The 26,291-nt window shown below is 70.3% G+C and carries 23 protein-coding genes and 1 pseudogene; 14 read left to right on the top strand and 10 right to left on the bottom strand.

What is annotated here, in order from left to right:
- The first annotated feature begins 66 nt into the window (after window positions 1-66).
- The 13 genes and pseudogenes from OG975_RS45225 to OG975_RS45285 all read left to right on the top strand — a co-directional run bounded on the left by OG975_RS45225 (window position 67) and on the right by OG975_RS45285 (window position 13,063).
- Window positions 67-900 (top strand): DUF1684 domain-containing protein, encoded by an 834-nt coding sequence (locus tag OG975_RS45225; RefSeq protein ID WP_406335561.1) that lies wholly within the window; start codon window positions 67-69, stop codon window positions 898-900.
- Window positions 897-2,015, top strand: coding sequence for an LLM class flavin-dependent oxidoreductase (locus OG975_RS45230; protein WP_406335562.1), 1,119 nt, complete (start codon window positions 897-899; stop codon window positions 2,013-2,015). Before OG975_RS45225 ends, OG975_RS45230 begins: the two co-directional genes overlap by 4 nt.
- A 623-nt stretch (window positions 2,016-2,638) precedes the next feature.
- Entirely contained in the window at window positions 2,639-3,535 is an 897-nt protein-coding gene (locus tag OG975_RS45235) for a TauD/TfdA dioxygenase family protein (RefSeq protein WP_406335564.1), read from the top strand.
- Window positions 3,532-4,419, top strand: coding sequence for an ABC transporter permease (locus OG975_RS45240; RefSeq protein WP_406335565.1), 888 nt, complete (start codon window positions 3,532-3,534; stop codon window positions 4,417-4,419). Before OG975_RS45235 ends, OG975_RS45240 begins: the two co-directional genes overlap by 4 nt.
- Window positions 4,416-5,147, top strand: a complete 732-nt coding sequence (locus OG975_RS45245; RefSeq protein ID WP_406335566.1) for an ABC transporter ATP-binding protein — start codon at window positions 4,416-4,418, stop codon at window positions 5,145-5,147. Before OG975_RS45240 ends, OG975_RS45245 begins: the two co-directional genes overlap by 4 nt.
- Before the next feature lie 44 nt (window positions 5,148-5,191).
- Complete coding sequence (locus OG975_RS45250) at window positions 5,192-6,250, top strand: aliphatic sulfonate ABC transporter substrate-binding protein (protein WP_406335567.1); 1,059 nt, start codon at window positions 5,192-5,194, stop codon at window positions 6,248-6,250.
- A 57-nt stretch (window positions 6,251-6,307) separates the two neighbouring features.
- Entirely contained in the window at window positions 6,308-7,636 is a 1,329-nt protein-coding gene (locus OG975_RS45255) for an LLM class flavin-dependent oxidoreductase (protein ID WP_406335569.1), read from the top strand.
- The gene (locus OG975_RS45260; protein ID WP_406335571.1) at window positions 7,629-8,408 is read left to right on the top strand and encodes an ABC transporter ATP-binding protein; all 780 of its coding nucleotides are present in this window, start codon (window positions 7,629-7,631) and stop codon (window positions 8,406-8,408) included. Before OG975_RS45255 ends, OG975_RS45260 begins: the two co-directional genes overlap by 8 nt.
- The gene (locus OG975_RS45265) at window positions 8,405-9,235 is read left to right on the top strand and encodes an ABC transporter permease (protein ID WP_406335573.1); all 831 of its coding nucleotides are present in this window, start codon (window positions 8,405-8,407) and stop codon (window positions 9,233-9,235) included. The genes OG975_RS45260 and OG975_RS45265 overlap by 4 nt, the downstream gene beginning before the upstream one ends.
- 28 nt (window positions 9,236-9,263) lie before the next feature.
- Window positions 9,264-11,057 (top strand): FAD-dependent oxidoreductase, encoded by a 1,794-nt coding sequence (locus tag OG975_RS45270; protein WP_406335574.1) that lies wholly within the window; start codon window positions 9,264-9,266, stop codon window positions 11,055-11,057.
- 22 nt (window positions 11,058-11,079) lie between these two features.
- A complete protein-coding gene (locus OG975_RS45275; RefSeq protein WP_330309615.1) occupies window positions 11,080-11,895 on the top strand; it encodes a DUF427 domain-containing protein in 816 nt (271 codons plus the stop codon).
- Window positions 11,896-11,928: 33 nt separating this feature from the next.
- Window positions 11,929-12,726, top strand: a pseudogene (locus OG975_RS45280) (dipeptidase); the annotation flags it as partial.
- A gap of 97 nt (window positions 12,727-12,823) precedes the next feature.
- Window positions 12,824-13,063, top strand: coding sequence for a DUF6059 family protein (locus OG975_RS45285; protein ID WP_406335575.1), 240 nt, complete (start codon window positions 12,824-12,826; stop codon window positions 13,061-13,063).
- 262 nt (window positions 13,064-13,325) lie between these two features.
- On the opposite strand, the gene OG975_RS45290 is transcribed toward OG975_RS45285, so the two are convergent.
- The 3 genes from OG975_RS45290 to OG975_RS45300 form a co-directional block, all read right to left on the bottom strand.
- Window positions 13,326-14,942, bottom strand: coding sequence for a protease pro-enzyme activation domain-containing protein (locus OG975_RS45290; protein ID WP_406335577.1), 1,617 nt, complete (start codon window positions 14,940-14,942; stop codon window positions 13,326-13,328).
- Window positions 14,943-15,064: 122 nt separating this feature from the next.
- On the bottom strand, window positions 15,065-17,962 hold the full coding sequence (locus tag OG975_RS45295; protein ID WP_406335578.1) for an AAA family ATPase: 2,898 nt from the start codon (window positions 17,960-17,962) through the stop codon (window positions 15,065-15,067).
- A gap of 284 nt (window positions 17,963-18,246) precedes the next feature.
- Window positions 18,247-18,723, bottom strand: a complete 477-nt coding sequence (locus OG975_RS45300; RefSeq protein ID WP_406335579.1) for a MarR family winged helix-turn-helix transcriptional regulator — start codon at window positions 18,721-18,723, stop codon at window positions 18,247-18,249.
- Window positions 18,724-18,885: 162 nt separating this feature from the next.
- Here OG975_RS45300 and OG975_RS45305 point away from each other — a divergent pair, with 162 nt between their 5' ends.
- A complete protein-coding gene (locus tag OG975_RS45305; RefSeq protein ID WP_406335580.1) occupies window positions 18,886-19,848 on the top strand; it encodes a zinc-binding alcohol dehydrogenase family protein in 963 nt (320 codons plus the stop codon).
- Window positions 19,849-19,897: 49 nt separating this feature from the next.
- On the opposite strand, the gene OG975_RS45310 is transcribed toward OG975_RS45305, so the two are convergent.
- The 7 genes from OG975_RS45310 to OG975_RS45340 all read right to left on the bottom strand — a co-directional run bounded on the left by OG975_RS45310 (window position 19,898) and on the right by OG975_RS45340 (window position 26,170).
- A complete protein-coding gene (locus OG975_RS45310) occupies window positions 19,898-20,485 on the bottom strand; it encodes a hypothetical protein (protein ID WP_406335581.1) in 588 nt (195 codons plus the stop codon).
- Window positions 20,486-20,541: 56 nt separating this feature from the next.
- The gene (locus OG975_RS45315; RefSeq protein WP_406335582.1) at window positions 20,542-21,135 is read right to left on the bottom strand and encodes a uridine kinase; all 594 of its coding nucleotides are present in this window, start codon (window positions 21,133-21,135) and stop codon (window positions 20,542-20,544) included.
- Window positions 21,136-21,162: 27 nt separating this feature from the next.
- Window positions 21,163-22,014: a class I SAM-dependent methyltransferase gene (locus tag OG975_RS45320; RefSeq protein WP_406336744.1), complete on the bottom strand. Its 852-nt coding sequence runs from the start codon at window positions 22,012-22,014 to the stop codon at window positions 21,163-21,165.
- A 172-nt stretch (window positions 22,015-22,186) separates the two neighbouring features.
- A complete protein-coding gene (locus OG975_RS45325) occupies window positions 22,187-23,185 on the bottom strand; it encodes a Gfo/Idh/MocA family protein (protein ID WP_406335583.1) in 999 nt (332 codons plus the stop codon).
- Window positions 23,182-24,186: a Gfo/Idh/MocA family oxidoreductase gene (locus tag OG975_RS45330; protein ID WP_406335584.1), complete on the bottom strand. Its 1,005-nt coding sequence runs from the start codon at window positions 24,184-24,186 to the stop codon at window positions 23,182-23,184. Before OG975_RS45330 ends, OG975_RS45325 begins: the two co-directional genes overlap by 4 nt.
- 33 nt (window positions 24,187-24,219) lie before the next feature.
- Window positions 24,220-24,984 (bottom strand): SDR family oxidoreductase, encoded by a 765-nt coding sequence (locus tag OG975_RS45335; RefSeq protein WP_406335585.1) that lies wholly within the window; start codon window positions 24,982-24,984, stop codon window positions 24,220-24,222.
- A 19-nt stretch (window positions 24,985-25,003) separates the two neighbouring features.
- The gene (locus tag OG975_RS45340; RefSeq protein WP_406335586.1) at window positions 25,004-26,170 is read right to left on the bottom strand and encodes a phytanoyl-CoA dioxygenase family protein; all 1,167 of its coding nucleotides are present in this window, start codon (window positions 26,168-26,170) and stop codon (window positions 25,004-25,006) included.
- Between the last annotated feature and the right edge of the window lie 121 nt (window positions 26,171-26,291).

Here is a 26,291-nt window from a genome sequence, read left to right on the forward strand (position 1 = left end):
AGCTGCTCGCGGCGATCCCGGGCAGCAGCTGTCAGGACGTACGCCGGCCCACGACAAGGAGCACACGTGACCGTTCAAGATGCCCAGGCGGACCTTCAGGCCTTCACTCACGACTGGCAGGAGTGGCATCGCGGGCAGGAAGCACGCATCGGCGACCCGCACGGGTTCCTGGCGATCACCCACCTGCACTGGCTCAGCGACCAGCCGCAACGCTTCCCGGATGCTCCCGGAGCATGGTCGACCGGCGCCGACGGGATCACCGTAGTCCTCGATGACGGCGAGCAACTGGTCGTCGACGGAACCCCGGTTCAGGGCGAGCACCGCTTCGGGGTGCTCCCGGAGCGCGGCAGTGTCAGCGCGGTCTGGGGCGACGCCGTGATCGAGGTGGCCAAGCGCGGCGGGCACGACATCGTCCGCCCCCGGCACCCGAACGCACCGCTGCGCACCGCCTTCACCGGAACTCCCGCCTACGCACCCCACCCTCGCTGGGCCGTGACCGGCCGCTACGTGGCCTTCGACGAGCCGCGCCCCACGATCGTGGGTGCCGCAGTCGAGGGACTGGAGCACGTGTACGACGCGCCGGGCCGGGTCGAGTTCGAGCTGGCGGGGCTGGCGCTGGCGCTCACCGCGTTCCCCGGGCACGCTCCGGGCAGTCTGAACGTGCTGTTCACCGACGCGACCTCCGGGGTCACCACCTACGCGGCCAACCGGGTCCTCGTGCTGGCTCCACCGGCCGCGGACGGCACGGTCGAACTGGACTTCAACCGCGCGGCGAACCTGCCATGCGCCTACACCGATCTGGCCACCTGCCCACTGCCGCCGGCGGAGAACCGGCTGCCCGTGTCGATCGAGGCCGGGGAGAAGATCCCCCACGAGCGGAGCGCGCGGAGCGAGTCATGAGCATCCCCACAAACAGCAGCATCCCCACGATCAGCTCATTGGCCTTCCTCACTCCGGGCAACTTCGCCGACGACGACCCGTACACCGGTCTGGAGGAGACGCTGCAGCTGTTCGAGTACGGCGAACGGCTCGGCTTCGACGGCGCCTGGATCCGGCAGCGCCATCTCGAACACGGTGTCGGCTCGGCCGCGGTGTTCCTTGCCGCGGCCGGCCAGCGCACCGAGCGGGTCGAGCTGGGGACCGCGGTCATCCCGATCGGCTACGAGAGCCCGTTCCGGCTGGCCGAGGACCTGGCGTTGGCCGACGTGCTGTCCCGAGGCAGGCTGCAGGTCGGGTTCAGCACCGGCATGCCGCACGCCGAGCTGCTCGGCGATCTGGTGTACGACGGTGACTGGCGCAGCTTCGACCTCTCCTACGGCAGGGTCGCCCGCGTCATCAACAACCTGCGCGGCGACTATCTCGGGGAACCGGACACGGTGATCCAGTCGCCGGGCAACACCCAGCGGCCACGGCTGCAACCGCACAACCCCGGCCTGGTGGACCGCACTTGGTACGGGGGAAGCCGCCTGCGCTCGACCCGGTGGGCCGCCGAGCACGGCCTCAACCTGCTGAGCGGCAACATCGTCACCGGCGAAGGCACCGACGACTTCACCACGGCCCAGCTCACCCTGATCTCCGAGTACCGGCGCTCCATCTCCGACGACCGGCCGGCGCGGGTGGCGCTCGGACGGGTGATCGTGCCGTTCGACAGTGCCGACGCGACCACCCGGGCCCGCTACCGGGACTACGCGGCCGGCCGGCACCGGCGCACCCTGGCACCGCAAGGCGACAAGCGGATCCTGTTCGCCTCGGACGTGGTGGGGACCGCGGAGCAGATCCTGGAGCAACTGGCCGCGGATCCCGTGGTCTCGGCCGTGTCGGAGCTGCGCCTGGAGTTGCCGTACGAGTTCCATCGGGCCGACTACGAGCAGATCCTGCACGATGTCCGGCACTTGATCGCGCCCGAGCTCGGCTGGCGACCGGCCGCGGAGACCGCCTCCGCGGACAGTCCGGACGGCCGGTCCGAAGCCACTGGTTCGGCGCGGGGCACGGGACCGGCAGCCGTCCCGGCATGACCAGAGGGGTGGGGGCAAGACCACGCCCGCCCGGTTGCTGTTGCGGATGACGGGTGCCCAGGCAGAGGTGAGGGCTGCCCTTGCCGAAGGTGACGTCGTCGTTGTTCTGGGATCAGGGAGGGGTTTCCGGCGGATCCGCAGGGGCGAAGAAGCTCCACGTGTCCGCAATGCAAGACCTATTCCGGAACTTCTTGACCGAAGTGGTGGACGTCTGCTGAACTCCCGTTTCATGACCCCGCGCGTTGATCTGACTCGACGGCGCCACATCGACCTGGCGCACGTCTCCAGCGCGTTCTGTTGTCGCTGACCCGGAAAGCGGCCCGCACGGCGGTGCGTGCCCGGAACGTCGTACCCGCCGCCTGACCGCCTCCCTTCTTCCGGCTTCTCACTCCGTCTTCCCTCTCTGTTCAGGGGAGAAGTGCGCAGGCCGGCGAAGCGATGTGCCGTCAGCCCGATGGCCTGTTGTGGTAGCGGTGCGGACTCGGTGAATTTTTCCGTCGTACGACCTCCGCCCCGCGGCTCGCCCTGTATCCGGCTCTTCTCGCGTAGTCGTCGGTCCCTCGCATCGTGACGGGACCGACCACTGACTTCGTCGCGCCCAAATCCTCGAGAGGGATCCCCTCATGTCTCCATCCATCCGCAAACTCACGGGCCGCATCGGCGCGGTCGTCGAGGGCGTCGACTTCACGGCGCCGCCCGACGACCCGACGGTCACGGCGCTCCGGCACGCTCTCAACGAGCACAAGGCGATCGTGTTCGACAGCGTGCACCTCGACAACGCCGGTCAGGAGCGTGTCGCCGGGTGGTTCGGCGAGCTCACGACCGCCCACCCGAACGTGCCGGCCGCCGACGGTACGACGAACGTACTCGCCGTCGACAGTGAGTCGTCCAAGTCGAACGTGTGGCACACGGATGTCACCTTCGTGCTCAACCCGCCGCAGCTCACGACGCTCCGGCCCCTCGTGACCACGCCGTACGGCGGCGAGACGCTCATCGCGAACGCGGCCGCGGCCTACCGCGACCTGCCCGACCCGCTGCGCGCCCTGGCGGACTCGCTGCGCGTCGTGCACACCAACCAGTACGACTACGCCCGCACTTCGGCCACGACGGCGCTGCGCGAGGAGTACGACCGGGCCTTCGTGTCGACGCCGTACGAGGCGGAGCACCCGGTCGTGCGGGTGCATCCGCTGACGGGTGAGCGCGGGCTGTTCCTCGGCGGGTTCGCCAAGCGGATCGTCGGCCTGTCGAGCAGCGAGTCGGCCGACCTGCTGCGCATCTTCCAGTCGTACGTGACGCGTCCGGAGAACATCCTGCGCTGGACCTGGTCCCCCGGCCAGCTGCTGATCTTCGACAACCGGATCACCCAGCACTACGCGGTCGACAACTACGACGACCACCCGCGTCGCCTCAACCGGGTGACGGTCGCGGGAGACGTGCCGGTCGGCGTCGACGGTCGTTCCAGCGAGCAACTCGTCGGCGACGCCTCGCACTACACCGGCGTCCTGGAGGTGGCGGCATGACCGACATCGGTCTCAAGGCGCCGGCCGTCGGGTCGATTGCCGAGACGACGAGCGCGCGGCGACGGGAGGTCTTCCTGCCGCGCGACGCCCGCCGACAGACGCTGTTCAGCACGCTCCGGCAGCGCCTGCGCTGGCCGCTGGGGATCTACACGACTCCCGTCGTGATCCTCATCGCCTGGGAACTCCTCGCCAGGGCCGGAGTGCTGGCGAAGACCTACGCTCCGGCACCGACCTCCATCGTGAAGTCCGCCGTCGACCTGTGGCAACAAGGCGTACTCGGGCCGGACTTGGCCATCTCGCTGCAACGAGCCGGCATCGGTCTCTCGCTCGGTCTGACGGTGGGCATCCTCACCGGGGTGCTCGGCGGGCTGCTGCGCAGCGGTGAATATCTGTTCAACGGCGTCGTGCAGATCTTCAACACGATCCCGCTGCTGGCCGTGCTGCCACTGATGATCGTATGGTTCGGCATCGACGAGCTCACGAAGGTGCTGCTGATCTCGTTCGGTGCCGGCGTCCCGATGTATCTCAACCTGTTCGCCGCGATCCGCGGAGTCGACCAGCGGCTGATCGAGATGGCGCGGACGACAGGCGCGGGCACCTGGCGCCTGGTGACGCGGGTGCTGGTGCCCGGCGCCCTGCCGGGGTTCCTGGTCGGCCTCCGGTTCTCCCTCGCGTACAGCGTCCTGGGCCTCGTCGCCGCCGAGACGGTCAACGCCGACAAGGGACTTGGCTTTCTCATCACTCAAGGGCAGACCTACCTCCAGACCAACCAGGTCTTCGTGGGGCTGGTGATCTACTCGCTGCTCGGTCTGCTCTCCGACCAGCTCGTCCGGGTTCTCGAGCGGGTGCTGCTGCGGTGGCGTCCCAGTTATGAGGCGGCATGAGTACGACGGTTGAGACGCGGCCCCGTCGGCAGGCCGGGGCGGTCGTGGAGAAGGTGGTCCGTCAGTTCGGTGACCGGGTCGTCCTCGATCACCTGGAACTGGCCATCGCCGACGAGGAGTTGGTGGTCCTGCTGGGCCCCTCCGGCTGCGGCAAGAGCACACTCCTGCGACTGCTCGCCGGTCTTGACCGTCCCGACGGAGGGCGGGTGGAGGTCCCGGCGAAGCGCGCCATCGTGTTCCAGGCGGACCGTCTGCTGCCGTGGCAGCGGGTTCTGCGCAACGTCACCCTCGGCCTGCACGGAGCCGACGCGGAGCAGCGAGCCCTCGACGTGCTCGCCGAGGTCGGCCTCGCGGGCCGCGAGAAGGCATGGCCCAAGGAACTCTCCGGCGGCGAGGCCCAGCGGGTGTCGTTGGCGCGGGCGCTCGTCTCGGAGCCCGAACTCGTGCTGCTCGACGAGCCGTTCGCCGCGCTGGATGCGATCACACGGCTGCGCATGCACGACCTCGTGCGGGCTCTGCGGAGCAAACACCACGCGGCCATGCTGCTCGTCACCCACGACGTCGACGAGGCGATCGCGCTGGCGGATCGCATCGTCGTCATGAGCAACGGACGCATCGGCACGTCGCACCTTGTCGGGCTCTCGCCCGCCGACCGCGAGGCGAGCGTCGCCCGTGAGGAGCTCCGCTCCGCCCTCCTGGGAGACCTCGGTCTCGCCAACCAGCACTGATCTCTCCCACCCACAGCACAGAAGGCACGTGAGAACTCATGTCCATGTCCCTGCCCGGAAGAACGTCCCGACTCGCCGCCGCCGTCGGCCTGCTCGCACTGGGAAGCACCCTCGTCGCCTGCGCGTCGACGTCGGAGGCCGCCGCGCCGCTGAGCAGTGCCGGTGGATCGAGCGCCGACAGTCACCCCGAGTGGAAGAAGTACACCTTCACCATCGGTGACAACGGCGGTGACGGCAGCCAGGAGCTGGCGAAGATCACCGGCGTGTTCGACAACGCGCCCTACAAGGTGAAGTTCGCCCGGTTCACCTATGGCCCCCCGCTGGTGCAGGCGGCCGCGTCGGGCGACATCGACCTGGGCAGCGTCGGCGACGTTCCACCGATCACGGGCGCCGCGAAGGAGTACGGCTTCAAGGTCGTCGCCGTCAACCGTTCACTCAGGCCGACCCAGGCGAACGAGAACATCATCGTGCCGAAGGGCTCGACGCTGAAGACGCTCGCGGACCTCAAGGGCAAGAAGCTCGCTGTCCCGCAGGGCAGTTCGGCCCACGGTCTGGCCCTGAACGCGCTCAAGAGCGTCGGCCTCACCCCCAAGGACGTGAAGCTGGTCTTCCTCGACCCGGCGGCCGGCGCCACCGCGTTCAACACCGGCAAGGTGGACGCCTGGTCGATCTGGAACCCACAGTCGGCGATCGCGGTCAAGAACGGTGCGCGGATCCTGGCGAAGGGCCTCCCGCCCATCGACCAGACGAGCAGCTACTACGTCGCGACCGACAAGTCGCTGAACGACAAGACGAAGCGGGCGGCCCTCACGGACGTCCTGAAGCGGCTGGCCCACGAGTTCGCCTGGGCCATCAAGCACGAGGACAAGTACGCGCAGGCGATCTCCAAGGAGGAGGGCATCCCCCTGGCCGACGCCAAGGCCTCCCTCAAGACCTTCGAGACCCGGGTGACCCCGGTGGAGAAGTCGGACATCGCGGCCGAGCAGAAGCTCGCCGACGCCTTCCTGGAGGCGGGTCAGATCACCAAAAAGGTCGACGTCTCGTCGATCACCGACAACCTCCTCCCGGCCGGCTACGACAGCTCGAAGCTCAAGGTCGGCTGAGCCGGGTCGTCCACCTCACCACGGACTCAGCGACTCAGCACGGAAAGGAGAGCACTCGTGAGCGAGAGAAGACGCCGGCTCCACCTCAACGCCTTTCTCATGGAGGCGGGCCACCACGAAGCAGCGTGGCGGCTCCCGGACAGCAATCCACGGGCCGACTTCGACCTGCGGCACTGGATCGGGCTGGCCCAGCTGGCGGAGAGCGCCAAGTTCGACTCGCTGTTCCTCGCCGACGGACCGGCGATCATCGGCACCGGCGAGTTCCGGCCGCCGGGCCAACTCGAACCGCTGACGCTGCTGACCGCCCTGTCCCAGGCGACCAGCAGGATCGGCCTCATCGCGACCGTGTCGTCGACGTACAACGAGCCGTACAACCTCGCTCGTCGGCTCGCCTCGGTCGACCACGTCAGCGGCGGCCGCGCCGGCTGGAACATCGTCACCTCGGCAGGGGCCGACGAGGCGGCCAACTTCGGCCTCGTCAACCGCCCCGACCACGCCGAACGCTACGGCCGGGCCGACGAGTTCCTGCACATCGCCAAGGCACTGTGGGACAGCTGGGAGTCCGAGGCCATCGTCGCGGACAAGACCACGGGCCGCTATGCCGACCCCGCACGCATCCACCAGCCGGCCCACCGGGGCAGGTACTTCTCGGTGGCAGGCCCGCTCAACGTCGAGCGCCCGCCGCAGGGTTATCCGCTGCTCGTCCAGGCGGGATCCTCCGAGGACGGCAAGGACTTCGCGGCACGGCACGCCGAGGCGATCTTCACCGCTCACCGGACGTACGAGCGCGCGGCCGACTTCTACGGCGACATCAAGGCGCGGACCCGGGCCGCGGGGCGTGACCCGGACGGTGTGATCGTCCTGCCGGGAATCGTCCCGTACATCGGGTCGACCGAGGAGGAGGCCCGCGCGCTGGCGAAGCAGTTCGACGACCTGCGCGTCCCGGAGTACGGGCTGCGCCAGCTGGCCGCCGTCTTCGAGACCGAGCCGTCGCTATTCGAACTCGACGAGCCGTTGCCGGACTTCATCCTCGCGCGGCCGAAGCTCGAAGGCTCGCAGAGCCGCTCCGACCTGATCATCGAGCTCGCGGTACGCGAGAAGCTGACAGTCCGACAGATCATCTCCCGACTCGGAGGCGGACGCGGTCACTTCGAGTTCACCGGGACGCCCGACCAGGTGGCGGACACGATCACCGCGTGGTTCGAGGGCGCCGCCGCGGACGGGTTCAACATCATGGCGCCCGCACTGCCGTCGGGCCTGGAGACCTTCATCGAGCAGGTGCTGCCGATCCTGCGCGGCAAAGGCCTGTTCCGCGAGGAGTACGAAGGCACGACGCTTCGCGAGCACTACGGGCTGCCGGTGCCCACCAATCAGTTCCATGTCTGACGCGCTTGCGGCTCCCGCCCTTTCCCGGACCGGCGGGACACCGCCGGCGCTGCTCGTCCAGGGGCTCAGCAAGACGTACAAGGACGGCCATTCCGCGGTCGCCGGGCTGGACCTGGAGATCCCCGACGGTGCCTTCTTCGGGCTGCTCGGCCCGAACGGTGCCGGCAAGACCACGCTGATCGGCTCGGTGTGCAACATCGTCCGTCCCACGACGGGCACGCTCGCCGTCTTCGGCCACGACCACCGAAGCCGCGAGGCCCGACGGTTGCTGGGCCTGGCCGAACAGGAGATCAACGTCGACCGGTTCCTGTCGATCCGGCAGATCCTGATCTACCACGCCGGGTATCACGGCATCGGCCGCAAGACGGCCGTCCGGCGCGCGGACGAACTGCTGGAGCTGTTCCGCCTGGGCGACAAGGCCGCCGCGCGCGCCTATGAGCTGTCCGGGGGCATGCAGCGGCGCCTCGTCATCGCGCGGGCGCTCATGCAGCGTCCTCGCCTGCTCATCCTCGACGAGCCGACGGCAGGCGTCGACGTCGAGTTGCGCTCGGAGATCTGGCGACTGGTCAAGGGCCTCAACGCGGCCGGCACCACCGTCCTGCTGACCACGCACTACCTGGAGGAGGCGGAGACATTGTGTGACGAGATCGCGCTGCTGCGCGCCGGCCGGTTCGTCGACCGTGGCTCCGCGGCGTCGCTGCGGGACCGCTACGAGGCGCGCGACATCTCGGAGGTCTACGACCGGGTGATCACGCGGGAGGAGGTGGCATGACGAGCAGCGTCGCGGTCGACGATCCGGCTCACCCGTCCCTCCCGTCGTACGACGAACCCTTCCGGGCAGAGCGGTCCCCGTTCCTGTGGCTCTTCGAGCGCGAGGTCCTGCGCTTCCTTTCGATCTGGCGTTACAGCGTGTTCGGCCCGGTGCTGTCGACCGCGCTGTTCGTCATCGTCTTCGGGACGGCTCTCGGCCGGCACGTCGACACGGTCGACGGCGTCTCCTACGGCAGGTTCATCGTGCCCGGCCTCTTCGCGCAGGCGATCCTCAACGTCGGCTTCTTCAACGGGACGACCAGCCTGTTCGAAGCCCGGCGTGACCGGTACATCCACGACGTGTTCGCCAGCCCGCTGAGATGGTGGGAGATCAACGTGGCACTGGTGGGCGGCGGCATCGCCCGAGGCGTCGTCGTGGGTGGGGGTGTTCTGGTGGTGGCTCTCCCGCTCACCGGCGGCGGCAGCGTCGCCCGTCCCCTCGTCCTGCTGCTCGGCACGCTCGGTGTTCTCCTGGTCGCCGCGCAGGTGGGCGTGATCGCGGGAAGCCTCGCCAAGTCGCTCGACCACGTCTACTCCATGGAGTCGATCATCCTGCTGCCGCTGGGCTTCCTCGGCGGCGTCTTCTACTCGGTCCACCAACTGCCTCCGGTCTGGGACGTCCTCAGCCGCCTCGACCCGGTCTTCTGGCTGGTCCAGGTCGAGCGGATCGGCTTCCTCGGCCACGGCGACGTCGGGGCCGGATGGGCCCTGCTCGTGGTCTGGGCCCTCGGGGCGGCGCTCTCGGCGTGGTCCGCCGCCATGTTCGCCACCGGCCGTCTGAAGCCCTGATCTCCGTCACCGGAAGGCTACGAATGCCATGACCAGCACTGATTCCGAGCAGACCCTCTCCACCGGCGTGCTGGTGGTCGGCGGCGGTCCCGCGGGTACCTGGGCCGCGATCAAGGCCGCTCAGTCCGGCGCCGACGTCGTCCTCGCCGACAAGGGATACACCGGTGCGAGCGGTGCGACCGCATCGGTCGGCACCGGCATCTGGTACGTCGACGACGTTCCCGAGCTGCGGGAGGCCGCCATGGCGAGCCGGGAGGCTCTCGGAGGGCATCTCGCCGACCGGGACTGGATGGCGCGGGTCCTCGACGAGACCCACGCCCGCATGGACGAGCTCGCCCGGGTGCAGCGCTATCCGTTCCCCGTCGACGCCCACCGCCGTCAGATCCGCAATGACCTGCAAGGGCCGGAGTACATGCGCCGGCAGCGGATCCGGGTACAGCGTCTGGGTGTCCGCATCCTCGATCACACACCGGCCCTGGAGCTGCTGGTCGATGCCGACGGAGTCGTCTCGGGCGCGCGGGCGCTGGACCGTACAACCGGTGAAGTCGTCCGTGTCGAGGCGGGCGCGGTCGTGCTCGCCGCCGGTGGATGCGCGTTCCAGTCCAAGACCCTCGGCTGTGACGTCAACACCGGAGACGGCGCCCTCCTGGCCGCCGAGGCGGGAGCACAGCTGTCCGGTATGGAGTTCTCCAACGCGTACGCCATCGCCCCGAAGGGCACCTCACTGACGCCACCACCTCGGCAGCCTGCCGTCGGATGCGCCCACCGTTCTCGACGACGAGACGCTCTGGCAGCAACTCGCCTCCCTGCCCACCCCGTTGCTCATCCGCACCGACGGCGGCCCGCTGGACATTGCGTCCGTCGCCCGCTTCGGCGCGGACGTGCCGGACGGCGAGATCGTCACCATCGAGGCCACCCCGAGCGCCCTCGCCGACGCACTGCGCCCGCTCACCCCCTGACTCACCCATCCGAAGGAGCACCGCCGTGTCCCACGACACCGACATCCCCGTCATCGACCTCGCCGCCGCACTGGCCGATGACGCCCGACGACTTCGGACGCCTGAAGCTCGAACGGTTCAACATCGCCCAGTACGACGACGCGGCCGCGGCCGAGGCAGCCGGTCTCTCCCCGGAGCACACCACCCTCTTCGCACACGCCAACGTGTGGCCGCCGCAGGAGCCCCGCCTCCGCGCCGCGACACACCGCTACCACGACGCGTTCGTGGACGTCGCGCGACGCGTCCTCGGCCTGTACGCGCGCGTGCTCGACGTACCAGCGCACACGTTTTTGCTCGGTGACGACGTCTACACAACACCGGTCGTCAACGACTACCCCAAGTGGCCCCACGACGCCGGCACTTCCGACGAGGAGAAGGATGAGGAGAAACTCCTTCTCCTGGAGCACGCCGACAGTTCCGCCATCACCGTGCTCCACCAGGAGGGCGACTACGCCGGCCTGCAGGGCCAGCGTCCCGACGGCACCTGGATCCCCGCGCCGATCCGGCTGGGCGCCCTGCAGGTGTTCACCGGCACCCTGCTGACCAACTGGACGGAGGGCCGGCTGCGGCCCGGGCGGCACCGGGTGGTGGCCGGCGGGTCGGTGACGCGCCGTTCCTCCGCGGTGTTCGTCGCCCCGAGCCTGGACACGGTCGTCGAACCGCTGCCGGCGTTCGCCGACCCGGACGGCTCTGACTTCGAACCCGTGTCAGTGTGGGAACGGGCCAGCAGCAACGTCGACGAGTACCTGCGGGTGTTCGGTCGCCCCGAACAGGTCGCGGCTTGGCGCGAGAACCGTGCCTACGTCGCCGAAGTCACCGCGTGAGCAAGCCGAAGGAGAGCCGGTCATGACCACATTCCCCACCGCGCGCGCCGTCAGGACCACCCCTGAAGGCCTCCTGTGGGAGCCCGGCGAACGCTGGGTACGCGGCCGCAAGGGTGACGTCACCGTCGTCGACAGCCGGCATCCCGTCCTCGTGTGGGAACCCGGAGTGCCCGTCCCGCTGTACGCCTTCCCGCGCGAGGAGGTCCGTGAGGACCTGCTCCGCCCGGCCAAGAACCCCCCGTCGGGCACACACACCGGATCGCAGATCTTCTACGACCTCGAAGTCGACGGCGAGCTGCTGGAGAACGCGGCCTGGACGTTCCCCGCCGCCGACCTGGCCGGGCACATCGCCTTCGAGTGGTTCCGGCGCAGCGGCAGGGGGCTCGACCACTGGTACGAGGAGGAGGAAGAGATCTTCATCCACCCCCGTGACCCGCACAAGCGGGTGGACGCCATCCCCAGCAGCCGCCACGTCCGGGTCGAGATCGACGGCACGCTCGTCGCCGACACCCACCGCCCGGTCCTGCTCTTCGAGACCGGCCTGCCGACGCGGTACTACATCCCGCGCGAGGACGTCCGCCTGGAGCTGCTCGAACCCACCGACCACAGCACCGGGTGCCCCTACAAGGGCACCGCCGAGTACTGGTCGTGGCGGGGTGAGGCCGGCGTCCCGCCGAACGTCGTCTGGAGCTACCCGGAGCCACTGCCCGCGGTGGGCGCCGTCAAAGACCTCCTGGCGTTCTACAACGAGGCCGTCGACATCACGGTGGATGGCGAACGCCTGGAGCGCCCTGTCACCCCGTTCACCAAGACGCTCGCGGCGCCATCGCCGACGTGACGTCCCCGGAGGTGGTGATCGCGCTCGGTCGCCGACGGACGGATCGCCTCCCTGCTGGGCATCGAGGGCGGCCACAGCCTCGCCGAGTCCCCGGGCGTCCTGCGGTCGTACGCCCGACTCGGCGTCCGCTATGTGACCCTCACCCACAACGGCAACACGTCCTGGGCGGACTCGGCCACCGACGAGCCGGGCGTCGGCGGCCTGAACGACACGGGCCGCGCGATCGTCGCCGGACTCAACCGCACCGGCCTGCTCGTGGACCTCTCCCACGTCGCCGAGTCCACCCAGCGGGCGGCCCTTGCCGCCTCCACCTCCCCAGTGCTGTTCAGCCACTCCTCCGTACGCGCCCTCAACGACCATCCGCGCAACGTCACCGACCCGGTCCTGGAGCTGCTGCGGGACAACGGCGGAGTCATCCAGCTCACCTTCGTCCCGTACTTCATCTCCGCCGAAGTCGCCGAGTGGGGAAAGGAGTTGCAGGCCGAGCGCGAACGCCTCGGGCTGGCAGCCCATCCCTGGACCTGGCCGCGCGCACCACGACCGGGCGAGGATCCGGCCCAGGTCGCCGAGGAGCACGTGGCGGCCTTCACCGCGTCCGCCGACGACCGGCTGCGGCGCTGGACCGAGGAGCACCCCCGCCCCGAGGTGACGGTGGCCCAGGTCGCCGATCACGTCGAGCACGCCCGCGAGGTGGCAGGCGGGGACCACATCGGCCTGGGCGGCGACTACGACGGCGTCGACCATCAGCCCACCGGCCTCGCCGACGTCTCCGGTTACCCGGTCCTGCTGCGCGAACTCGCCGACCGCAGCTGGTCCCGGGCCGACCTGTAGGCGCTGACCGGTCGCAACGTGCTGCGCGTCCTGCGCGAGGCCGAACACCGTGCGACGGAACCGCTGTGGCCGACTCTCCCGCTGCGGTGAGCGCACGGTGAAACGCGCACGCCGTTGGGCCGACGTGTTCGCTGGGTGGACGCCTGGCCTGCTCGCGGTCGGCTGCTGCCTGTGGGGACTGCCGGTGCCCGAGATGTCCGCCCGGGGCGAAGAGACGGGGCGAACGCCCGACTCTGACGTACGGCTGCCGTCCGGCCACCCGGAGTGTCTTGCCGCGCAGATCCCGCTGACAGACGTGGAGCGGGAGCTGTGGTCCGCCCTGCACCTGAAGGCCTGACGAACGCGTCAGCGGGTCGCTGCTCGACCGCGGCCGCCGCTTCCCGCAGTGCCTGCGACTCCGCCTGGGTGAGTCGGGGCCCGGGGCGCCCGGGGGTAGGTGATCGAACGGAGGGCGCCGGTGTAGCGGAAGACGCCGCGGCGCTAGTCCATGTGCGACGGATTCGGGGCGCGTTCGGGACGCAGGACAGGAACAGACGCGCAGCGCGGGCCGGGAGTGATCCCGGCCCGCGCCTTATTGCTTGGCCTTCAGTCGCTGGGGGTCAGCCGAGCAGCTTGCTCGCCAGGGTCGCGGCGTTGTACGAGCCCCATCCGGTGGTGAAGTCCCAGCCGGTGGCGGCGGAGTAGGCGCCGTTGCTGCCGCTGGTGATGTCGTGGAAGCCGGTGCCGCTCGCCGTGTAGAGGGCGGGGTTGGCGAAGCCGAGGTTGGCCTTGCCGGCCGCCGCGGCCTGCTGGTTGTACAGCGCGGCGAACGCCGCCCACTCGGGCGCGGCGGCGCTGGTGCCGCCGACCGACGACCAGGAGCCCTGCGAGTAGATCGAGACGCCGGGGCTGGGGTTGGCGTGGGCCGAGACGTCCGGCACCTGGCGGTAGCCGCCGCCTGCGCTCTTCTGTACCGCGGTCTGCCAGCTGGGGATCTTGAAGACGGAGGACTTCCCGCCGCCGCCCCCGGACCAGGCCACCTCCTTGCTGAAGGCGTTGGCCGAGGTGACGGTCAGCTTGGTGCCGCCGACGCCGGTGACGTACGGGTCGCTGGCCGGGTAGTCGACGGAGGTACCGCCGTCGCCCGCGTCGTCGGAGCCGCTGTCCCCGGACGCCGCGTAGAAACCGAGGCCCTGGGCGGCGCCCGCCTTGAAGACGGCGTCCACGGCGTTGATGTTGGAGGTGGTGCGCGCGCTTTCGGCGGCGCCCCAGCTGATCGAGGTGGTCGGGATGCCGCTGTCGACGATGGCCTGGTAGGTGTCGACCTCGCCGGCGTCGGAGTTGGGGCCCTCGAAGACGGTGACGTTCGCCTTGGGGGCGATCGCGTGCAGGACCTCGATGTCCAGCTCGACCTCGACCTGGCCGTCGCCGAGCGCGCCCGAACCGCCGTCGACCTTCTGCACGGTCGGAGTGGGCGAGCCCAGGCTGTAGTTGGTGTCGTACTTGGTGATGTTGGACTGCTGGAAGCCGTCGAACTCGATCAGCGCGATCTTCTGGCCGCTGCCGGTGTACGTACCGGAGACGTTGTAGCCGCCCTTGAGCTGGGCCGGGGTGTAGCCGTTGCGGGGGGCGACGGTGGAGGCCGACTGGTGGTGCAGCTGGGCGCGGTTGTTGAGGCCGGCCACGTCGCTGACGAGGGAGGCGATGGTGGTCGGCAGGGTCGGCGCGGTGTCGTTGGCGTAGAACGAGCGCCCCGACGCGGCGTCCTTCCAGGTCGACAGCTTGGTGCCGAAGGCCTTCTCCAGCTGGGCGGCGGTGCCGTTGGCGTCGACCAGCAGGTTCCCCGAGTGGACGGCGGTGACGGTAAGTCCCTGCGCGCGCAGATAGTCCTTGAGCTGCTTGATCTCGGCATCGGTCCGGCCGAAGCGGGCCGCGAACTGACGCTTCGTCAGGTAGTGGCCGTAGGAACTCGACCGCGGGTTGCTGACCTTGGCGACGAAGGTGTCGAGTGCCTTGTCGTTTCTGGCGGTCAGGCTGATCGCCACCGATATCCGCTTCCCGGTGGCGACGTTGCCGGTGCGGGTCGCGTCCTGCTTCAGACCCTTCAGGACATCTCCGGTGATGGCCGCGCGGGTTGAGTGCGGCTGGGGGGCGCCGACGGCGTAGGCGGCGGGGACGGCGGCGGCGAGCAGGGCCGGCACGGCGACCAGACCGACCAGTTTCAGGCGTGAACTCACTGAGGTCCTCCGGAGAGTGGGGGGTGGTGTCCCGGAAGCGGAACGGCTTCAACGTAGGAACATCAGCCCCACCCGCATAAGCGGGGGAACCCTTGCTTTACGTGTTAACTACAGATGTCATGTCAACGGCGGATGTCGAGCGCACGGGGAATCCGGACACGGCTGCCGGACTGACTCACCGTCACTATCTGGGTCTGGGACTTCACTTGGTCCTCATCGCCGGAATCCACGGCCGCCCCGGATGCGATGACGGCGACCGCCATGGCATGGGCGAGCGCGGTGCGCGAGCGGACCCCGAGCTTGCGGTAGACCCGCGACAGGGCACCTTCCACCGTCTTGACGCTGATGAACAGCTCAGCGGCGACTTCCCGGTTGGTGGCCCCGCCGCCGACCAGTCCGGCGATCCTGGCCTCCGTGGGGGTGAGTTCGGGTCCGCCCGCGCCTGCCTCAACGCTCCGGTCTCCGGCCTCCAGTCGCCTCAGCTCGTCCCCGGCCCGCGCCGCCAGCGGAGCGGCGCCGATCCGCGCCGCGGTCTCCAGCGCCTCACCGAGGACCACCCGCGCCGCGCTCCTGCGGCGCGAGCGGCGCTCGACCGTGCCGAGCGCGATCAGGGTGCGCACCAGCTCCACGGGCAACGGAAGATGACGCAGGCGGTCCACGGCGGAACGCAGCCGTACCGCCCCCTCCTTCGCCCGGCCGAGCCCCGCCTCACGCAACCCCTCGGCCCGCTCCAGAGCTGCCAGTACGCTCCCGGGCGCATCGCCGGACACGCGCGTGCGGGCCTCGCGGATCACGTCCCCGGCCGCGTCCGCCTCGCCCAGGACGACCAGTGCTTCGGCCAAGTCGCTGTACCAGTGCAGCAATGGCGGGTCGGCGGCGCACATGGACTCGCCGAGCTCCTTGACGCGTTGCAGTGCCTCGACCGCGGCCGCCGCCCCCCGTGGGTCGCCGACGAGCAGCTCGGCCTGCCCGAGCACCGCCAGCGCGCGCAGCAGGAACAGCCGGTCGCCGTCCGCCTCCGAGGCCCGTACCGCCTGCTCGGCGAGGTGCCGGGCCTCGTCGGCGGTGCCGCCCGCCGTCGCCGCGAGCGCCGCCGCATACAGCGCCGGAGCCGCCTGTACGCCGGTCTCGGCCAGGGCACGTGAGCAGCGGGCGGCGGTGCGCAGCGCCTCCCGGCAATGCCCGGAGCGCACCTGAATACGGGTCAGCGCCACCAAGGTCGCCATCACCTCCTCGACCCCGGCGAACTCGCCGATTTGCGCAAGGAGTTGGGCGACCTGGTCCCGGGCCTCGGTCACCTTGTCGGAGTCCAGGGCGAGGATCGCCCGCATCCGGATCAGTCCCCAGCTTTCCGGGCCGGCGTCGGCGCCGCCGACCAGGGCGAGCGCCTCTTCGAGCGCGACGTCGGCGGCGACCGGTTCCCCGGCCAGGGACCGCACCCGGGCGAGGGTGGCCAGTGCCCCGATCCGGGTGTCCGTGTCGCCTGCCACGGCCGCCTGCCGGGCAGCGCGCCGGGCATGCCGGGACGCCTCCTCCAACTCCCCGCACAGCAGGCCGCGTACCGCTGCCCAGTGGTGCAGCCACGCCTCGGCCTCCGGGTCGCCGTCGGCGTCCCGGAGGCCTTCCCCGATCAGGTCATGGGTACCCTCCAGTGCCTGTCCGGCGTTGCGCAGCAGGACAAGCCGCGCCCGCACCCGCTGCCGTGCGGAGCCCGACTCGGCGAGGACGGTCTCGGCCGCCTGCCCCGCCTCCTCCAGTTGTCCGGCGTCGCACGCGTACTCGGCCGCGGCCAGCAGCCGGTCGGCGCGCTCCGCGGGGCGGTCGCCGGGAGTGCGTCGGGCGGCGAGCCCGGCCAGTTCACAGGCGGCATCGGGTGCGCCGCGGCGGCGTGCGGACTCGGCCGCGGACATCAGCGTGCGGGCGGTGGTCTCGTCCTCGTGCGGGTGGGCGAGAGCGAGGTGGCGGGCCTGCTCCACGGGCTCGGTGACCGCGCGAGCCAGCAGGGCGTGGGCCTGCCGGCGGCTGTACTCCGGGGCGTCGGCATAGACGGCAGCCCGGAGCAGCGGATGCCGGAAACGTATGGTTCCGCCGGCGTCGGCCGTCGCGACGCCGAGTCGTTCGGCCTCCGCGAGATCCGCGGCGGGGTCATGGAGCCCGGCGGCACGCAGCAGAGTGAGGCTGGGGCGGGCGGCGGCGCTCGTGACGAGGAGGGTGCGCCGCGCTGTCTCCGGCAGCGTACGCACCTGGTCCAGCAGCAGGGTACGCAGCCTTCGAGGTACGGGCAGTGTCCGGCCGAAGCCGACGGGCGCTCCGTCGCGCGCGGCCGCCTGCCCCAACTCCAGTGCGTACCAAGGGTTTCCGGCGGCGGCGTCCTGGATCGCCCGCAGCACCGCCGGTGGCAGATCGGCACCGATGCCGGTGCGTACGAGGTGCGCCACCTCGCCGTCCGTCAGCGGCGGCACGGGAAGTTCGACGGTGCCCGGCGGGCAGCAGCGCAGCCGTTCCGGCTGCTCGCCGTCGGCCACCCGCTCGGCGGCCACGACCCGTATGCCGAGGCCCCCGACACGACGTACGGCGAAGGCGAGCACCTCGGCGCTCGACTCGTCGAGCCACTGGAGACCGTCGATGACCAGCAGAACGGGGCCGGTGGCGGCGAGAGTTCGCAGCACTTCGAGGACGGCGACGCGTACCGCGAGACGGCTCTGGTCGTCGGCCGGTTCCCGGCCACGCAGCAGGGCTGCCCTCAGCGCCGCCCGGGGAGCGGGCGCCAGGGCCTCCAGGCAGCTCTCCGGCACCCGCGCGAACAGGTCGATGAGGCCGACGAACGGGAGCCGGGCGTCCTCCTGAGCGGGCGAGCAGTGCAGCACCGTGCCGGCCGACCGGTCATGCGCGGCCAAGGACGCCGTGAGGGTGGCCACGAGCGTGGACTTGCCGATCCCCGCGGGACCGTGGAGGAGCACTCCAGGACGGGCCGTCAACTCGGCCCGGGCGGTGTCGAGCAGCTCTCGGCGCCCGGTCAATGACCGTACTTCCACGGCAGCCGCCCGCCCTTTGCACTGGCGGTGGCACCCGCGGTCTTCGTGCACGCTGCGTCCAGTGACGGGCTACAACCGGAGTCGAGGGCAGAGCCGTCGGCTCGACGAGTGCAGCAGGTCCCAAGGCGTCGCAGCATGTGCTCATGACAACCTTGGCGGATTCCGCTTGTCAAATAACGTCTGTCACGCCGCCTGTTCGTGAGGCGGGTTGGGGTTGCTGCCTCGTCCGAGCGCGCTATGTCCCCAACGGCTTCTGGTGACTTGGCCGGCTACCTCCGCAGGAGTTTCGCGGCCAGTGCGCGGATCTGGGTGTGTTCGGTGGTGGTCAGTGGCGCGGTCAGGGCGGTGATCTGCTCGTCCATTTCGGCGGTGCACTGGTCGGTGAGTTGTCGGCCGAGTGGGGTGAGGCCGACGAGGACGGCGCGGCCGTCGTGGGGTGAGGGCGTGCGCTGGACCAGACCGCGTTTCTCGGCGCGGGTGACGAGGCCGGTCATGGAGGACTTGTCCAGGCCCAGGTGGCGGGCGAGTTCGAGCATGCCGGGGCGGCGGTCGCGCAGGATGCCGAGGAGGCGGACCTGGATGAGGGAGAGGTCGTGCTCGGACGCGATGCGCGTCAGGGCGCCCTGGATCAGGAACGAGAGCTGGACCAGGGCGTCGACGGTGTCCTGCGGTTCGTCGACCTGCCGGTCGTTAGGTTCGTCGGCCTGCGGGCGGTCCGCCGGGTCCGGGTGGTGACTGGGGGGCAAGGTGACTTCCTCCGTACGGCCTGGGCCGCTTTCTCCGCTCGTCCTGGTACGTGACACAAACTACCTTGACCTAGTACGCGGCACAAACTACTGTCGAAGTAGTACGCGGCGCAAACCATCTGTGTGCCGCGTCCGTTCCCGTCCGATGCCAGGAGGCCAGCCATGCACGCCGCCGTCGTCCGTTCCTTCGACGCCCCGCCCCGCTTCGACACCATCGACACTCCCCGGCCCCGCGAGGAGCACGAAGTCCTGGTGGACGTCCTGGCCGCCGGTCTCCACCCGAGGGTGCGCTCCAGCGCCAACGGCAGCCACTACACCTCCGAGGGCGTCCTGCCCCTGGTCCCGGGCATCGACGCGGTCGGCCGCACCGAACAAGGGGAACTGCTCTACTTCGTCGCCCCCGACACCGCCCTGGGCACCATGGCCGAGCAGGCCGTCGTCGACCGCCGCCGCGCCATCACCCTGCCGACGGACACCGACCCGGTCACGGTGGCCGCCGCGATGAACCCCGGCATGTCCTCCTGGGTCGCCCTCCGCCGCCGCGTGACCCTCCCGCCTGGCGCGAGTGTCCTGGTTCTGGGTGCGACCGGCAACGCCGGACAGCTCGCCGTCCAGATCGCCAAGCACCTCGGCGCCGCCCACGTCGTGGCCGCCGGCCGTGACGCCGAGCGCCTGGACCTTCTGCCGGGCCTGGGCGCGGACGAGACGGTCTCCCTGCTGGGCGAGCCCAAGGAGGTCGCCGACCGCCTCGGCCAGAGCGCCGGCGACGCGGACGTCGTCATCGACTACCTCTGGGGCCGGGCCGCCGAACACGCCATGCCCGCCCTGCTCACCGCCCGTCCCGAGCGCGCCAAACCGCTGGCCTGGATCCAGATCGGCTCCATGGCCGGAGCGGAGATCGCCCTGCCCTCGTCCCTGCTGCGCGCGGCGAACCTGCAGATCATGGGCAGCGGTCAGGGCTCGGTCACCACCGCCGGAATCCTCACCGAACTTCCCTCCCTCGCCACGGAGATCACCTCCGGCACCCTGGCCGTGAACCCGCTCGCCCTCCCCCTCTCCCAGGTCGAGCAGGCGTGGAACACCCCCACCGCCCCCGGCCAGCGCATCGTGCTGACCCCCCGATGACGCCCGTCAACGCTCAGGGGTATTAGGTGTATTAGGCGTATTGGGAGTATTAGGTGTAGACGATGGGGCAGCCGCGTCGTATGGAGTGCTGCGCGGCGCGCAGGTACAGGGCGACATAGAAGGCGGTGTCCAGGTCGTCGCTCCACGCCCCCGGCCGGACCGCGGCCAGTTCCTTCGCCGCCCCGTCCATGAACCACATGGTCAGATCGAGGTTGTCGCACATCATCGGGACCTCGGCCGGCAGGTCTGTGGCAGCCGCCAACTTCTCCGCGATGGCCAGCACTTGAGGCGCACCCGCCACCATGGTCGACTCCGTATAGGAAGACTCGATCGGCAACCAGATCTCCTCGTCCAGGGACGGCGGCACCATGACCGTCCAGCCACACACCAGCTCCGTCTCCTCCTGGGAAAGGCGCGCACGGCACAGCGCGCCGAACCCGTCCATGGAGGGGATCAGCTTCTCCTCGAAGGCCTGTCCGGAACCTCGGACGAACTCTGTCTCTTCAGGTACGGAGTCATACGGCGGCAGACCACGCCGTCCCAACTCGACGTTCAGCGCCGAGGCGACATCTCCCCATCCGTCCTCGCCTTCACCGAACCAGTCCTCAGCGTCGACACTGACTACGTAAATGCCCATGACGGCAACGTACAGCGCACCACTGACACGCCGGTTCCGTGTGAGGACAAGGCGGTTCAGTGCCCGGGAACCACCAAGTGCGCGCGTTCCCGGGGGCGGGTCGTGGCCAGGTAGTGCTCTTCGGCCAGGCGCCAGCGGGACTCCCAGTCGATCGGGCCGTGGTCGTGGCCGCGTTCGCGGAGCCGACGCATGGATTCCTCGGGTGGCGTGTCGACGTAGACCACCAGGCCGTAGTAGTCGGCGAGTTCGGGCCGGGCGGTGTACACGCCCTCGACGACGACGATGCCGGAACGGGAGACGGCGTGGATCTCGTCCGGCGCCAGGGCCCCGGTCTCCCAGTCGTAGCGCCGGTAAGCGGCATCGCGACCGTCGGCGAGAGGGGCCAGCACCTCCTCGCGCAGCCGCTGCCAGTCGAAGTAGCGGTCGTAGCCCTGGGCAGGGCTCAGCCGGGCGCGTTCCTCCGCGTCCATGGGACGGTAGAAGTCGTCGCCGTGCACGACCACGGCACCGCGCAACTCGGCAAGGGCAGCCGCCAGGGTCGATTTGCCGGAGCCTCCCATCCCGTCAAGGGCGACCAGGGTGAACCCCTCACGGGCGCGGGCATCGATCGAGGCCGCGAGTTGCTCGGCGCCGGCAGAGATCATCGTCATGAGGACATTCTGGCCGAGGCGGCTCCGCTATCCCGCCGTGGCGGCGGGGTTCTTTCGCCAGACGAAGACCTCAGTGCTCGGCTGGCGTTCGGAGAACCGGCCCGACGGGGAGGCCTCCCGCAACAGGCGGCGCAGGTCTGCCTCGAAGTCGCCCCGGCGGGCGCCGAACAGGTGCGGAGCCGAGGAGGACATCGAGAACGCCCAGGCGACGGTGTCGTCCCAGGTGCGTTCGAGTGCCTGCCCGCCAGGAACGACATGGCGCTGAGGGCCGGAGAATCCCGCTCGGGTGAACACCGCGGCCTCACCGCCGGGTGTTCCCTGTGGCAGCACCCCGCGACCGGCTCGCCGGACCGGTCCCAGGTATCGCCTGACCAACTCGTCGATCGCTGCATAGGGCACCGCCGGATGCGGGAGATCGTCGACGGTCAGGTTCTCCGTCTTCAGATCCGAGATGTGCACCAGCGCCCCGCCGGGCCGGAGCATGTCCCTGACGCTTCCCGCCACCAGGTCGCGATCCATCCAGTGAAAGGACTGAGCGAAAACCGCCACGTCGAACGTCCCGAGGGCCGCGGGCAGTTCCTCGGCCCGGAGTCGCACCCACCGCGCTTTTCCGGTCACGCCCGCCTCGGCGGCCCCGCGCCGGGCTTCATCGATCATCCCGCTGTCCGGGTCCACACCGACGACCTCACCGAACAGGTGCGCCAGACTCAGCCCAAGGATGCCCGGTCCGCATCCCACATCGAGAAGCCGCCCCTGGCCGTCGAGCCGCAGCACCTCGGCGAGTACGTCCGCCAGCCCGGGGGTGTACGGAAGCCTCCCGCGCCGGTAGTAGGAGGCCGCGCCCGAGAACAGAGTGTCGTCCCACTCCCAGCCGGCCATCACACCCACCCACCCACCATCCTTCGGAGAAACGCAAGCCTGCCCGGCGACGACATCATTCCACCGCTTGATCCAGACCGAAGGCACTCGGTTGAGGTCCAGGTCGATGTCGATGTCGATGTCGAGTTCGAGGTCGAGCCGATCGAGCGGCCCGCGTTTCACCCGCAGTGGCTCAGATGTCCGTCCGCGGCCGGGGAGCGAATCCGGCGGCGACATAACACGCGTCGATGAGACGCATGGTCGCCAGTGCGTCCTCGGCGTCGAGCGGCAGTGGCGCGCCGTTGCGCAGGTGGGCGGCGAACGCGTCGAGTTGATATGTGTACGAGGAGCGACGGCCCAGCTCCTCGACGCGTTCGCCCGCGGCGGTGCGGACCAGGACACGGTCGTCCAGGTGCGGCTGCACGAAGTTGACCGCCGTGGCCTCACCCCGGGTGCCGACCACCCGGCAGCTCATCCGCCATGTGTCGTGCGCCATGTGGCAGCGCGCGGAACCGGTGGCACCGTCCGGGAACTCCAGGTCGGCGTCCAGCCACTCGTCGATGCCCGGCGCGCCCTTCCGCTCGCCGCCGCGTGCCGCGACCAGTCGAGGCGTACCGCCGGCCCAGGGGGCGAGGGCGCGCTGGGCATGCAGGCTGTAGCAGCCCAGATCCATCAACGCCCCGCCCGCCAGCGGAAGTTGCCAGCGCACGTCGTCGTCCTGCGGGGCGGGCATGGCCACCATCGTTTCCACGTGCCGCAGTTCACCGAGTTCCCTGGAGTCCAGGAGTTCGTGCAGACGCAGGGTGACGGGGTGGAAGAGGTGGTGGAAGCCCTCCATGAAGACCGTGCCCGACTCGGCGGCGGCGCGTACCTCGGCCGCCTCCCGCGCATTGCTCGCGGACGGTTTCTCGGTCAGTACGTGCTTGCCCGCCGCGAGGGCGGCCAGGTTCCACGGCCCGTGCAGGCCGTTGGCGAGCGGGTTGTAGACGACCTCCACCTCGGGGTCGGCGATCAGTTCGGCGTAGGAACCGGCCACCCGCTCGACGCCGTGCGCGGCGGCGAACGCCTCCGCTCGGGCCCGGTCGCGGGCGGCCACCGCGACGAGACGGTGGCCGCCCGCACGGGCGGGGCCCACGATCGACAGTTCGGCGATGCGGGCCGCGCCCAGGACGCCGATACGCAAGGGGGTCATATCGCGCGTACCTCTTCCAGCCGTACGTGACGGTGCTCGGCCAGGGACAGCGCGCAGGCCTCGGCGATCCAGCTCGCCTCGACGGCGTCGGCGACCGTGCACGGCGAGGTGGCGCGGCCCGCGACGACCTCGGTGAAGGCGGCGAGTTCGGCGCGGTAGGCGTCCGCGAAGCGGTCCATGAAGAAGTGGTGGGGCCTGCCGGCGGGGAAGACGGCGCCGGGTTCGACGGAGCGCAGCGGCAGCCGGTCCTCCAGGCCGACGGCGATGCTGTCCTTCATGCCGTGCAGCTCCAGGCGTACGTCGTAACCGCGGGCGTTGTGCCGGGAGTTGGACACCACGGCGAGGGTGCCGTCGTCGAGGGTGAGGATCGCGGACGCGGTGTCGACGTCGCCCGCGGCCGCGATGTACTCGGCACCCCGGTTGCCCCCGGTCGCGTAGACCTCGGTGACCTCGCGGCCGGTGACCCAGCGGACGATGTCGAAGTCGTGCACGGCGCAGTCGCGGAAGATGCCGCCGGAGACGGCCACATAGGCGGCGGGCGGCGGCGCCGGGTCGAGTGTGGTGGACCGTACGGTGTGCAGCTTGCCGAGCTCGCCGCTCAGCACCGCCTCGCGGGCGGCCACGCAGCCCGCGTCGAAGCGCCGGTTGTACCCGATGTGCACCTCGACACCGCTGCCCTCGACCGCGCGCAGAACGTCGAGGCTCTCCTCGACGGTCCGGGCCACCGGCTTCTCGCAGAACACCGGGATGCCCGCCCTCACGGCGGCGAGGACCAGCGCGGGGTGCGCGTCGGTGGCGGCCGCGACCACGACGCCGTCGACGCCGGCGGCGAGCACCGCCTCGGGGGATTCGACCGCGGTGGCCCCGAAGCGTTCCACGGCGGACGCGGTCGCCGCGGGCACGGGGTCCGTGACCACCAGGGAGTCCACCGCCTCCAGCCCGGCAAGAGTCGCGGCGTGGAAGGCGCCGATGCGGCCGAGTCCCAAGATGCCTATACGCATGAGAAGTTGCTCCTTAAGGCCTGGTCGGGGGCATCAGTCGAGTCCACCGAAGACGTTCTGGTCCCAGTCGATGACCGAGCCGGTGACCACACCACTGCGGTCGGAGAGCAGGAAGACCACGAAGTCGGCGATCTCGTCGACCTGGCCGAGCTTGCCCATGGGGACGCTCCGCGCGGCCTTCTCCCGCCAGTCGTCGCCCGCGCCGTGGAACTCGCGTTGAGTCGCTTCCTCGCCCTCGGTGTCCGTCCAGCCGATGTTGAGGCCGTTGATCCGGATCCGGTCCCAGCGGTGCGCGTGCGCGGCGTTTCGGGTCAGCCCCACCAGTCCGGCCTTGGCGGCGACGTACGGGGCGAGGAACGGCTGCCCGCCGTGCGCGGAGGAGGTGATGATGTTGACGACGGTGCCCGGCGCCTGACGGTCCAGCAGATGCCGCACGGCCGCCTGCATCGCGAAGAACGGGGCCCTCAGGTTGATGGCGATGTGCGCGTCGAACAGCTCCGGAGTGGTGTCCAGGAGCGAGCCGCGCGAGGTCAGCCCGGCCGCGTTGACCAGGCAGTCGACCCGCCCAAGGGCGGCCACGGCCTGCTCCACGCTGCCCCGCGCCTGCGCCGGATCGCTGAGATCGGCTCGTACGAACAGCGCGCCGGTGTCCGCCGCGAGCCGCTCGCCCACGTCGGTGCGGCGCCCGGTGAAGGCGACGCGCGCTCCTTCTCGTACGGCCGCCCGTACGATGCCCGCGCCGACGCCCTGGCTGCCGCCGTTGACGAGGACGGCCTTGTCCTCAAGCAGTGGTCTCATGATGGGGATGCCGTCCCTGTCAGCGCCGGCGGCGCTGGGCGCCGTCCCGCAGTTCCTGGCGCAGCCGCTCCGGGCTCCACTCCTCTGCCACCGCCCGCCACACCGTGTCGGCCTGGGAGGGCGGGGCCAGACCGTCGACGGGCGGATCGAGGTCCAGGTCGGTCGGGAAGGGGTAGCCCTCGGCGCTCGCGGCGATCACCCGGCGCAGCCATTCCTCGTCGACGCCCTCGGCCCTGCGACGCAGGAGCACCGGGAAGAGCGCGTTGACCATCGCGTCCCGGTCGACCGTCTCCATGGCGCGGCCGAAGGCGGAGGAGATCTGCAGGAGGTTCGCCATGCGCTTGATGCCGGCCGAGCGGTTGTGGCCGGCCGCATGGAAGAGCGCGGGGTTGAAGAAGACCGCGTCGCCCTTGTCCAGGGGGAGCTGGATGTGGTGCTTCTCGAAGTAGTCGACGAATTCCGGGCGCCGCCAGGCGAGATAGCCCGGCTCGTACTTCTGGGAGTGCGGCAGATACAGCGTGGGGCCGGACTCGACGGGCATGTCGCAGTGCGCCACCGCACCCTGCAGAGTGAGTACGGGCGAGAGCCGGTGCACGTGCGCCGGATACGCGGCCGCCTGTTCCTGGGTCAGGAACCCGAGGTGGTAGTCCCGGTGCACGCTCTGCGCCGCACCCCCGGGGTTGACCACGTTGATCTGTGAGGTGACCTGGTAGCCGGGGCCCAGCCAGGCCTCCGAGACGAGAGCCAGCATGTCGTTGGCGTAGTAGTCGGCGAAGACCTCCGGGGCGCGGCGGGCGGTCTTGTCCAGCGCGTTCCACACCCGGTCGTTGGCTCCCGGCTTGGCGAAATGGTCGCCCCGGGCGGCTCCGGTGACCCGTTCTTCCTCGATGAGCGCGTTGAAGGCGGCGGTGGCCCGGTCCACGACGTCGAGGTCCGGGAAAGCGCGCTTGAGGACCACGATGCCCGGCCCGTCCAGGAGGGCGTGCACGAACTCGGCCCGCACCGCCCGGCGGTCGGCCACCGCCCGGAGCCGATCACTGTCGTAGACGAGAACGCCCTGTTCGACCGTCTCGGCGAACGGATATTCGCGGGACTCGGTGTCCTGCTCGACCAGGGAGCGGAGCTCGTCGAGAGGGCAGTCCTCCTCCGTCAGCCAAGTCCGCGGTCCGCGGGCTGTGAGGGCCATGGTGGGTCCTTTCGAAGTGCCTGTCCTTCTGCCAGTCTTATGAACCGGGCCCCGTCATTCAATCCGCAGCGATCCATCAAAAAGCCATCATTGATCTTCACTGATCTTCGGGAACAGTCAC

It is taken from the genome of Streptomyces sp. NBC_00203, from assembly GCF_045206325.1.
Taxonomy (GTDB): Bacteria; Actinomycetota; Actinomycetes; order Streptomycetales; family Streptomycetaceae; genus Streptomyces; species Streptomyces lutosisoli.

Coding starts and splice junctions, on each gene's coding strand:
- OG975_RS45230 (WP_406335562.1), top strand. CDS start 897: ATGAGCATCCCCACAAACAGCAGCATCCCCACGATCAGCTCATTGGCC.
- OG975_RS45235 (WP_406335564.1), top strand. CDS start 2,639: ATGTCTCCATCCATCCGCAAACTCACGGGCCGCATCGGCGCGGTCGTC.
- OG975_RS45240 (WP_406335565.1), top strand. CDS start 3,532: ATGACCGACATCGGTCTCAAGGCGCCGGCCGTCGGGTCGATTGCCGAG.
- OG975_RS45245 (WP_406335566.1), top strand. CDS start 4,416: ATGAGTACGACGGTTGAGACGCGGCCCCGTCGGCAGGCCGGGGCGGTC.
- OG975_RS45250 (WP_406335567.1), top strand. CDS start 5,192: ATGTCCCTGCCCGGAAGAACGTCCCGACTCGCCGCCGCCGTCGGCCTG.
- OG975_RS45260 (WP_406335571.1), top strand. CDS start 7,629: ATGTCTGACGCGCTTGCGGCTCCCGCCCTTTCCCGGACCGGCGGGACA.
- OG975_RS45265 (WP_406335573.1), top strand. CDS start 8,405: ATGACGAGCAGCGTCGCGGTCGACGATCCGGCTCACCCGTCCCTCCCG.
- OG975_RS45270 (WP_406335574.1), top strand. CDS start 9,264: ATGACCAGCACTGATTCCGAGCAGACCCTCTCCACCGGCGTGCTGGTG.
- OG975_RS45275 (WP_330309615.1), top strand. CDS start 11,080: ATGACCACATTCCCCACCGCGCGCGCCGTCAGGACCACCCCTGAAGGC.
- OG975_RS45305 (WP_406335580.1), top strand. CDS start 18,886: ATGCACGCCGCCGTCGTCCGTTCCTTCGACGCCCCGCCCCGCTTCGAC.
- OG975_RS45310 (WP_406335581.1), bottom strand. CDS start 20,485: ATGGGCATTTACGTAGTCAGTGTCGACGCTGAGGACTGGTTCGGTGAA.
- OG975_RS45315 (WP_406335582.1), bottom strand. CDS start 21,135: ATGACGATGATCTCTGCCGGCGCCGAGCAACTCGCGGCCTCGATCGAT.
- OG975_RS45320 (WP_406336744.1), bottom strand. CDS start 22,014: ATGGCCGGCTGGGAGTGGGACGACACTCTGTTCTCGGGCGCGGCCTCC.
- OG975_RS45325 (WP_406335583.1), bottom strand. CDS start 23,185: ATGACCCCCTTGCGTATCGGCGTCCTGGGCGCGGCCCGCATCGCCGAA.
- OG975_RS45330 (WP_406335584.1), bottom strand. CDS start 24,186: ATGCGTATAGGCATCTTGGGACTCGGCCGCATCGGCGCCTTCCACGCC.
- OG975_RS45335 (WP_406335585.1), bottom strand. CDS start 24,984: ATGAGACCACTGCTTGAGGACAAGGCCGTCCTCGTCAACGGCGGCAGC.
- OG975_RS45340 (WP_406335586.1), bottom strand. CDS start 26,170: ATGGCCCTCACAGCCCGCGGACCGCGGACTTGGCTGACGGAGGAGGAC.